Annotated in this window: 7 protein-coding genes and 2 pseudogenes; 2 read left to right on the forward strand and 7 right to left on the reverse strand. The window is 39.3% G+C overall.

What is annotated here, in order from left to right; all coding sequences use genetic code 11:
- Window positions 1-139: 139 nt before the first annotated feature.
- From IM456_RS19850 to IM456_RS19870, 5 genes and pseudogenes are all read right to left on the reverse strand, one after another.
- Entirely contained in the window at window positions 140-2278 is a 2139-nt protein-coding gene (locus IM456_RS19850; protein WP_149987539.1) for an O-linked N-acetylglucosamine transferase, SPINDLY family protein, read from the reverse strand.
- Window positions 2279-2296: 18 nt separating this feature from the next.
- Window positions 2297-2476 (reverse strand): annotated as a pseudogene (locus tag IM456_RS19855) (Uma2 family endonuclease); the annotation flags it as partial.
- 500 nt (window positions 2477-2976) lie between these two features.
- Window positions 2977-3993: an Npun_R2821/Npun_R2822 family protein gene (locus tag IM456_RS19860; protein ID WP_149987538.1), complete on the reverse strand. Its 1017-nt coding sequence runs from the start codon at window positions 3991-3993 to the stop codon at window positions 2977-2979.
- Between the two features lie 140 nt (window positions 3994-4133).
- Window positions 4134-4274, reverse strand: a pseudogene (locus IM456_RS19865) (IS30 family transposase); the annotation flags it as partial.
- 145 nt (window positions 4275-4419) lie between these two features.
- Complete coding sequence (locus IM456_RS19870; RefSeq protein ID WP_287692532.1) at window positions 4420-5703, reverse strand: aspartate aminotransferase family protein; 1284 nt, start codon at window positions 5701-5703, stop codon at window positions 4420-4422.
- A gap of 126 nt (window positions 5704-5829) precedes the next feature.
- On the opposite strand from IM456_RS19870, the gene IM456_RS19875 reads away from it, so the two are divergent.
- Window positions 5830-6888 carry a potassium channel family protein gene (locus tag IM456_RS19875; RefSeq protein ID WP_002758951.1) on the forward strand — a complete coding sequence of 353 codons (1059 nt, stop codon included), beginning with the start codon at window positions 5830-5832 and terminating at the stop codon, window positions 6886-6888.
- 67 nt (window positions 6889-6955) lie between these two features.
- On the opposite strand, the gene IM456_RS19880 is transcribed toward IM456_RS19875, so the two are convergent.
- Window positions 6956-7192: a PIN domain-containing protein gene (locus IM456_RS19880; RefSeq protein WP_287692536.1), complete on the reverse strand. Its 237-nt coding sequence runs from the start codon at window positions 7190-7192 to the stop codon at window positions 6956-6958.
- Window positions 7189-8151 (reverse strand): hypothetical protein, encoded by a 963-nt coding sequence (locus IM456_RS19885; RefSeq protein WP_287692538.1) that lies wholly within the window; start codon window positions 8149-8151, stop codon window positions 7189-7191. The genes IM456_RS19880 and IM456_RS19885 overlap by 4 nt, the downstream gene beginning before the upstream one ends.
- 90 nt (window positions 8152-8241) lie before the next feature.
- Here IM456_RS19885 and IM456_RS19890 point away from each other — a divergent pair.
- Window positions 8242-8619, forward strand: a 378-nt coding sequence (locus IM456_RS19890) for an RNA-guided endonuclease InsQ/TnpB family protein (RefSeq protein ID WP_287712797.1), incomplete at its 3' end; no start/stop codon positions are given.

The raw sequence follows: 8619 nt of genomic DNA on the forward strand, positions 1-8619 counted from the left end.
AAATGGGGCGAAAGTCTGTGGACTCTGTGTAAGACAGTACATGGTTTTTTAACTGTGGTATGCGACGGTGGTGGAAGCAGAAACTTAAATCGTGAGGTTTAGGAATCGCCGCACTTTTAGGGCGGCGAGGATGTCAATATCAACTTCCCTCCCAGATTTTTAAATAGGCATTTTCCATATTTTCAGCGAATTTTTTCCCTTGCCAGAGGGGGGCTGTGTCACGATTTCCTAACAGTTGATGGCTGATGTCTTGACGAAGGGAGCGATCGAGTCCTAATTTTACTCCCCAGTCGATATATTCTGCCTCATTCCAGCCAATTCCGGCTTCAATACCAGCATTAATCATAAAAGTATAACTATTGCGGGCGGAAAATTGTTCTCCTACCAGTGTAACTAAAGGGATTCCTTGCCATAAAACTTCTAAGGTGGTGGTAGCACCATTGTAGGGATAGGTATCTAATACCACATCGGCAATCTGTAAATTAGCGCGATGGGTATATTCATCTATATCTCTCGGTAAAAACCGCAATCTTTGGGGATTAACTCCCTCCCGAATCGCTATTTCAGTAAATAATTCTTGAATTTTTTCAGTCTTACCGACTCCCTTAATCAGAAAATAACTATTAGGGACTTGTGCGAGAATTTTCATCTGAAGTTTAATAGTATCAGGATGGCGTTTCATGCCACTTTGTACGGAAAAATAGATGGTAGCATCGGGGGGAATTTCTAAATCTTCTCGACGTAGATTGGGAGTGCCGATTTCAAAACCATCCACTGCTAAATATGTCTCTGGTAAACGATAGATTTTTTCTCGATAATATTCCTCCGCTTGCTGGGGTAAAACGTAGGGATCGGCAATATAGTAATCAATAGTTGCTAATCCAGAAGCATCCCAACCTAACCAAGTCACTTGTTTTGCTGCGGGTTTCAGTGCCATGATCTGATTGGTAAGATTATGGGTTAAACTGTCTAAATCTACCAGAATATCTATCTGATCCTGTTGAATTTGTTGGGCAACTTCTAGGGGATTTTGAGCGTAGGGAAAATGACGGATAATATCTCGGCTATCCCGGAACCATTGACGGGTAATTTCATCTTCTTCTTGGTTAATAGTATAGATGGCTATTTGCAATTTTTCTCGATCATGATGGTGAATTAACCAACGACTTAACCAACCGACAGAATGATGTTTTAAGGTACTGGCAAGATAACCGATCGTTAGTTTTTCTTGAACTTTTTTTATAGTAACCAAAGGAGTTTTTAAACTATTATTATCAAGGAAAATTTCGGCGATGCGATTAGTTAATTTTCGGTTGGCTAAGGCTCGATCGCCTAGGTAGGGTAGGGGACTAGAAACATTGAGAAAGCTAGTTTTAATAATCGGTTCTAGAGTAATATTTTTCCGACGGGTTAATTCCTGTAATAAATTCTGATATTCTTGATAGATATGATCAATTTCTTGCCAAACTCCCCAGCGCAAAAGTATTAATAAAATTAGATAATTACTGTATAACTTTAGGGTTGGGGTTAGACAAATTTCTCGCAACTGATAGGCAGTTATCAAAGAATTATCAAAGTCTTCTGCTAAAATATAGAGGTTAACCAATTGTTCCAAAAGACTCAGATCATTTGGTCTTAATTGCAGACAAAGTTTAATAATTTCTACTCCAAAAGTGGGACTTTGTTGCTCGTTGGTGACTCGTGCTGATATCTGAAAAGCTTGCGGGATAAAACTATCGGCTAATTCCCCTAGGTAAGGTAAACTTGCTTGAGCTAAATCTAAAGTTAATTCATGGGGATATAAAAGACTTTTGAGAACTACATTTAAAAGCAATTCTCGGCTAGGATTATATCTGAGATTGTCTTGAATAGGATAATTAAGTAGTTCTTCTGGATCGAATATTTCTAAATCTAAAGCTAAGTCGAATAAAGCTAATAAATTATTAATTGACTTGGGAACAATTTCCTGTAGATGATAGCGAAAATATTCTACAGATGCCAGATCACCTTTTCTTTGTTGTCGTCGCGCTTCTGCGTCTAAAACCGCTTCTAATTCTGCTTGCCATTGCTTAACTTCTTCCGGATTACCTTCCCTTAAAATACTTTGCCACATCACCTGTGCCTCTGCTTCTAAATTTTGCAGAAGATAGGCAACTCCCAAGTACCAATAGTCAGAAACATTTTCAGGATTGTTATCGATTAGTTCCTCGTAGATTGCCGCAACTTGAGGATAATCTTCGGCAATTAAAGCTTGATAAGCGTCAGGATGCCAATTCATAAATTTAAATATCAATTATTATTTTTTTTGAGATAATTTCTTCAGAAAATCTTGATGTTCTTGACTGGCTAAACCTTGCTGTAAAACTGTCAAAACCTGTCCTAAGTTACCCGCTAATAAAGCATTAACATCTAACCAAAGACTGGGGAAAACCTGCGAGTAAATTATCCCTCGACTATCGGGTTCAAGTTTAATATATCTGAACTTACCCCGTATGAATATACTAGCTATGGCTAAAAGTCTTACAGAGCCTGAGTTAAAGCAATATAATACTAATGGACTACTGAGTACCAACTCCTGAATTTCTCACGCAGATAGGGTTTGAAGTCAAATTTGAAAAATTTTACCTTTCGACCATTATAGCTTGTTTCGGGGCAGAAAACCATCAAAAACATGGCTACAGAGGGAATCGCTTACTCTAGAGATTAATGACACCATCTGTGGTCATAAGGTTAGCGATAACTAGACAGCCAACTCTACGGAATCGCTCTACTCTAGATACAGTCAACAGTACAGCCATTTTCAAGGGGAAAATGTACCCAGTAATCGCTTGTCAATTTTTTCTGAGAAGCTCCAAGCAGTAAGGACTGTATGGGGGAAGTCTTGGTATTGAGCTAGAATGGTGTATTAGTAAGTTATGTGTTCTTTAAGATGCGTTGGACAAGATGCAGACACAGTAAAGTAGTTGATCATGTCCATCAAAACAAATTGGCTACTTTCTTTTTTAACTTTTTGAAGTTTTTCTCAAGTGAATGCATAGCTTTTATTAAAAAATTCGCTTTCTTGAGGCGCTTCGGTTTTGCTTCAGGTTCTTCCAAAAATCTGTAATACATAAAAACGTCTCGATGCGGTATATCAATATCTTCTCCGCCACATAACCTCTTGAATCTATCTGAGCCATAACCCATATAATGAATTCTGTGAACTGGCTTTAATCCTTGCTTGTTGTAAAGCACATAATCCTTCTCCACAAAAGGATCTACACCGGCAATATTTCCAGTTCTCTCTTCAGATTTTTCACTCAACGTATAGTTGAAAAATTTCCAGTTAAGTTTAAACGTAATATAGCTAAAAAGGTAGACCTCATCCCACCAACCTCGCTCATTGATAAAGTTCACTTCCGCGTCATGCAGTAGTGCAAGTTTAATTTGCGCTAAAGTGTCGGAATTTAACAAGCTTGATTTAGCTGCGAAAAAATCAGAGCAATGACAACAAGATTTTATGTCTTGAATAGCACGAGATGGATATTTTCTTATAATCATTTTGGTATCTAGAAAACAATCTTCTTTCTTATGTTCCCAGTCGTCAAAAACACAATCATACTCTGTTAGTTTATTGAAGCAATCCTCTAAGGAAGACATTACTAGCTCATCACTATCAATATAGACAAAGTATTCAAATTGACCATCAAATGAACATAGTTTTCTTATGGTGTTCGACCCATGATACCAAGCAGATTTCTTTCGAGATAGAAACCTCTGAGCACTCCATACTTCTGATGCAAAATTAGACCATTTTTCAATTGATGATTGATTGTCAAAAAGAAAAACATTATCTATCTTGAGAGATTTAATTTTGTCAACCCTATCGTCATAAGGAATTATGCAGATTGGAATATTTTTATCATAATTAGTCCTGATGCTATTAATAAGGGCAATTAGCTGATCGTATAAGTTATCATTAGCTAACGTATATATTCCTCTCTTTAAAAACATTCTAACTCCTCAATTTCTTGCTCTAGCGACTTGGGCTTTGATCATGTACATTTAGGGCTTGTCTGATTCTTCTACAGAGCGATTGTCGGGCTGGGATATTATTTCTTCCTCCGCAAGTCTCCTATCTTTAGTAGGTCAATTCAAGTCTGAATTGCATCACTGTCTAATCTACCTTCATAGAATACCTCATTCGGGGTACGATAGTCAAGACATTTTCGAGGACGATTGTTAATCAAGTTTACGGCTCTTTCTTCCTCCTCTGGCTTAAGGATTTTACAATTCTACGTTCATCTTATATTTAATTCCACCCACCCACTGGAAACTGTCAACTTAAAACTTACATCTGATAACTGATAACTGATAACTGATAACTGATAACTGATAACTGATAACTGATAACTGATAACTGATAACTGATAACTGAAATTAAACCACTTTAGCGATAGCAACTTCCAGCTTATCCATAGCCTCATCTACTTCTGTTTCCGAGACAATTAAAGGAGGTACAAAACGGAGAACCTTCGGACCTGCGGGGGCAATTAATAAACCCTCTGCCAAGGCTGCATTAACAATAGTAGATGAAACCAACTCACTTTCTGAATTAATTTCCAGACCATTAATTAAACCCCAACCGCGCACATCGACAAATAGATGGGGATATTGAGAAGCAATCACGCGTAAACGGCTGCGTAATTGTTCCCCTCGCTGCTGGACATTTTCGAGAAGATGATCCCGTTCAATGGTTTGTAATACTGTTAAAGCTGAGGCACAAGCGAAAGGATTACCTCCAAAGGTACTCGCATGACTACCCGGTTCAAACACATCACAGAATTTTCTGCACATCATCGCACCGATGGGAATACCACCCGCTAAACCCTTAGCAGAAGTGAAAATATCTGGTTCCACTCCTAAATTCTCATAACCCCAGAGTTTACCAGTTCTTCCGACTCCCACCTGTACTTCATCAAAGACAAGCAAAATGTTATTTTCGTCGCAAATTTGCCGTAAACGTTGGAAATATTCGATATCCCCGGGACGAACTCCCCCTTCACCCTGCAGCGGTTCCAACATAATCGCAGCCACACGACGATTACCCTCATCGAGATCAGCGATCGCATTTTCCACCGCTTCGATATCATTATAGGGAATATAGGCAAACCCCGGCATCAGGGGTTCAAAGTCTTTTTGATACTTCGGTTGACCGGTTGCGGTGATGGTAGCTAAAGTCCGACCGTGAAAACTAGCGTGAGCGGTTAAAATAACCGGCTGTTCGAGGAAATCTAGCACCGTATGGGCATATTTTCGTACTAATTTAATCGCCGCTTCGTTCGCTTCCGCACCAGAATTACAGAAAAAGACTTTATCAGCGCAGGAATGATCGACAATCCATTTAGCTAGTTCTCCTTGTTCGGGAATATAGTATAAATTCGAGACATGATGGAGTTTTTGGATTTGCTGGCTAACCACTTCAATTAAAGCGGGGTGTGCGTGACCGAGGGTACAGGTGGCAATTCCTGCGACAAAATCAAGGTATTGTTTGCCGGAAGTATCCCAGAGAAGACAGCCTAACCCTTTGGCGATCGCAATGGGAAAACGACCATAAGTATTCATCACATAGCTGTTAAAACTATCTCGATCGAAGGGTTGATTCGGGTTTAAATTGGGAGTGGGATCAACTAGGGTTGGTTCTAAAAGGGTTTCTGGACTCACTGGGGAACTCCTGCGCGATTAGACATAGGGGAAATTATAATCAAATCCGTCTGAGAAGGACGGGTTATTTAGATTAAAAACTGATTTTATTGTAATTTACTAGACAGTCTTAGGGGTGAATTTTGCTTGTCCATCAGTGAAGATAAATATCGTCGTCTGCGTCAGGAATTAATCGGGGGAATTTTTGCCCTGATCGTGGTGTTTTTGCTGGGTACGCTTTGGTATCATCTGATCGAGGGTTGGAGTTGGCTAGATTCGGCCTATATGACGATTAGTACCCTCGCTACCGTCGGTTTTGGCGAAATTAATCCCCTAGGTGAACGGGGACGACTGTTTACAATGGTTTTGATCGTGATGGGAGTAGTCAGCATCGGTTATATTGTTAATCGCTTGACCGAAGCTTTAATTCAAGGCTATTTTCAAGAGGGACTCAAACAGAGACAGGAGAAACGCTTGATCGATCGACTATCGGAACACTATATCATCTGTGGTTTGGGTCGCACAGGTAGACAGGTGGCGATCGAATTTCACGCCGAAAATATTCCTTTTGTAGTCATTGATACAGACCCCCTACAGGTAAATCGGGCCAAAGAATTAAATTATATTGTTGTTCAAGGAGATGCCACCTTAGATAAATCTTTACAAATGGCAGGAATTGAACGCGCTATTTGTATTGTGGCCGCTTTAACTTCCGATGCGGAGAATTTATATACAGTTTTGTCCGCTAAAACTCTTAATCCGAAAATTCGCGCCATTGCTAGGGCCAGTACCGAGGAAGCAGTACAAAAATTACAACGGGCCGGGGCCGATGCGGTGGTATCTCCCTATATTACCGGCGGTAGAAGATTAGCGGCCGCAGCCCTACGACCCCAGGTGATGGATTTTGTCGATGGTATTTTAACCGGAACCGATCGATCGTTTTATATGGAGGAATTTTTAATCGATCCGCGGACTTGTCCCTGTGTGGGTTTAAGTCTTAGTCAAGCACATTTAAGATCTCGATCGGGGGCGTTAGTTTTGGCTATACGTCGCGCTGATGGTACGCTAATTGGGGGACCGACTGGCGATACGGAATTAATGGCCGGGGATCTGTTAATTTGTATGGGAACGGCCGAACAATTACGCAGTTTAACTCAGATTTTAATCCCCATGCGATCGGATGGTTTACGTTTACCGAAGCATTAGTTAGGGTTTGCGGCAAAAAGTTTGTAGGATGGGTTAGTGGTAGGGTAACATGAGCGGGTGTTGGGTTTCATGCTTCAACCCAACCTACGTTCTCTAGAAGACTTATAACCAACTTTCTTGAGCTTTCCCTTCCATTTTCTCTAGACAAAATATAATAAATATTAGTGACGGCATGACCAGAAATATATCCTTGAGTTTTACCTGTCTTAACTGTATTTAATGCTTGTACAGATGCTTGAAAATGTGGTTCACGCTTACCCAAAACATCTAGCAATACATCACTATCGAATAGGACTCGTTTCACCGATACTTCTCCACTAAATAATCAATATACGATTCTTTTGGGTCTTCTCGTCCTAAATCGACAACCCCCACTAAGTCTCTTGTCCAAGGATCAAGATCGCTTAAATCATCTGTTAGGGAATGAGAAGTAGTTTCTGAGGATACATTCTGACGAAAAACACGCCCATATTCTAATGCTTTCTCAAAAACCTCCTGATCAGAAATTGATCCAGAAAGATTATCTAACCAGTTTTCAGACGAAGATTTTTCAGTTTCCAAATCGACCAAACCTGTTAAATTTTGTGTAGAGGCATCAATATCATTGAAATTATCTGCTAGGGAATGATAAGTAGTTTCTGAGGATACATTCTTAGGATTAAATCGCTCTTGAATTCTGAAAATTATTAAACTGTAATAGGCTCTCAGTTGGGTGACTAAAGATTTGTCAGTATCTTGGAAATATTCGGTTATAGTACGATTAGAAACCGATAGAGCATTTTTAGCTCCCTGGTAAATTTGCTCTAATTCTGAATCGGCAAACATATCAATAAACACATCTATCGTTTCCGAGAGAATGCGTGAACCTTCCACCACTCTGATTAAATCGGCTTTTTCCTCACCAGTCTTTCCCTCATTGATCTGAGCAAGGCTGATAAATAATTGATTATAGGCAGTAATTTGATTAGTAAATTGGTCTATATATTGGATTAATTCCAGTGCCGAAACCTCATTCTTATATTGTTCCCATACCTGAAACCATAGTTGATTAATTTGACAAAATATATCGGCTCTTGCTTGATAAGTTTTAGAGTTATCCTTAACTTGCTCAAATAAAATTTTAGTTTCTTGTAGTAAATTATCCAGTATGATTCGATCAGAATCGGTGACAATTTGATCGAGTTTATCTGTAATATCTTGCAGATTTTCTAACAAAAATTGTCCTAAATTTTCCCGTTCGACTGAACTTGGCAGACTATTCATCGAAAATTTGGGTCTGAAACCCCGTCGTTCTACGACGGCTTTACCGTTAAATATTAGCGCATTTACACGATATATGCTAGAATGCGAGATATGGAAAAAGCCTATTCGTTTCGATTTTACCCAACACCAGAACAAGAGTCGCTATTGCGGCGCACTTTGGGCTGTGTAAGATTAGTTTACAATAAAGCTCTCCATGTCAGAACACAAGCTTGGTATGAAAGACAAGAAAGAGTAGGATATACTGAAACTTCTTCAATGTTGACCGAGTGGAAAAAGCAAGAAGAATTAGACTTTCTCAATGAAGTTAGCTGTGTACCTTTACAACAAGGCTTAAGACATTTACAAACAGCTTTTACTAATTTCTTTGCTGGTCGTACTAAGTATCCTAACTTTAAGAAAAAACATCAGGGAGGAAGTGCCGAATTTACCAAATCTGCTTTTAAGTTCAAAGACAAACAAATCTATTTA

The sequence above is a fragment of the Microcystis sp. M079S1 genome, assembly GCF_020246425.1.
In the GTDB taxonomy this organism is placed as follows: domain Bacteria; phylum Cyanobacteriota; class Cyanobacteriia; order Cyanobacteriales; family Microcystaceae; genus Microcystis; species Microcystis aeruginosa.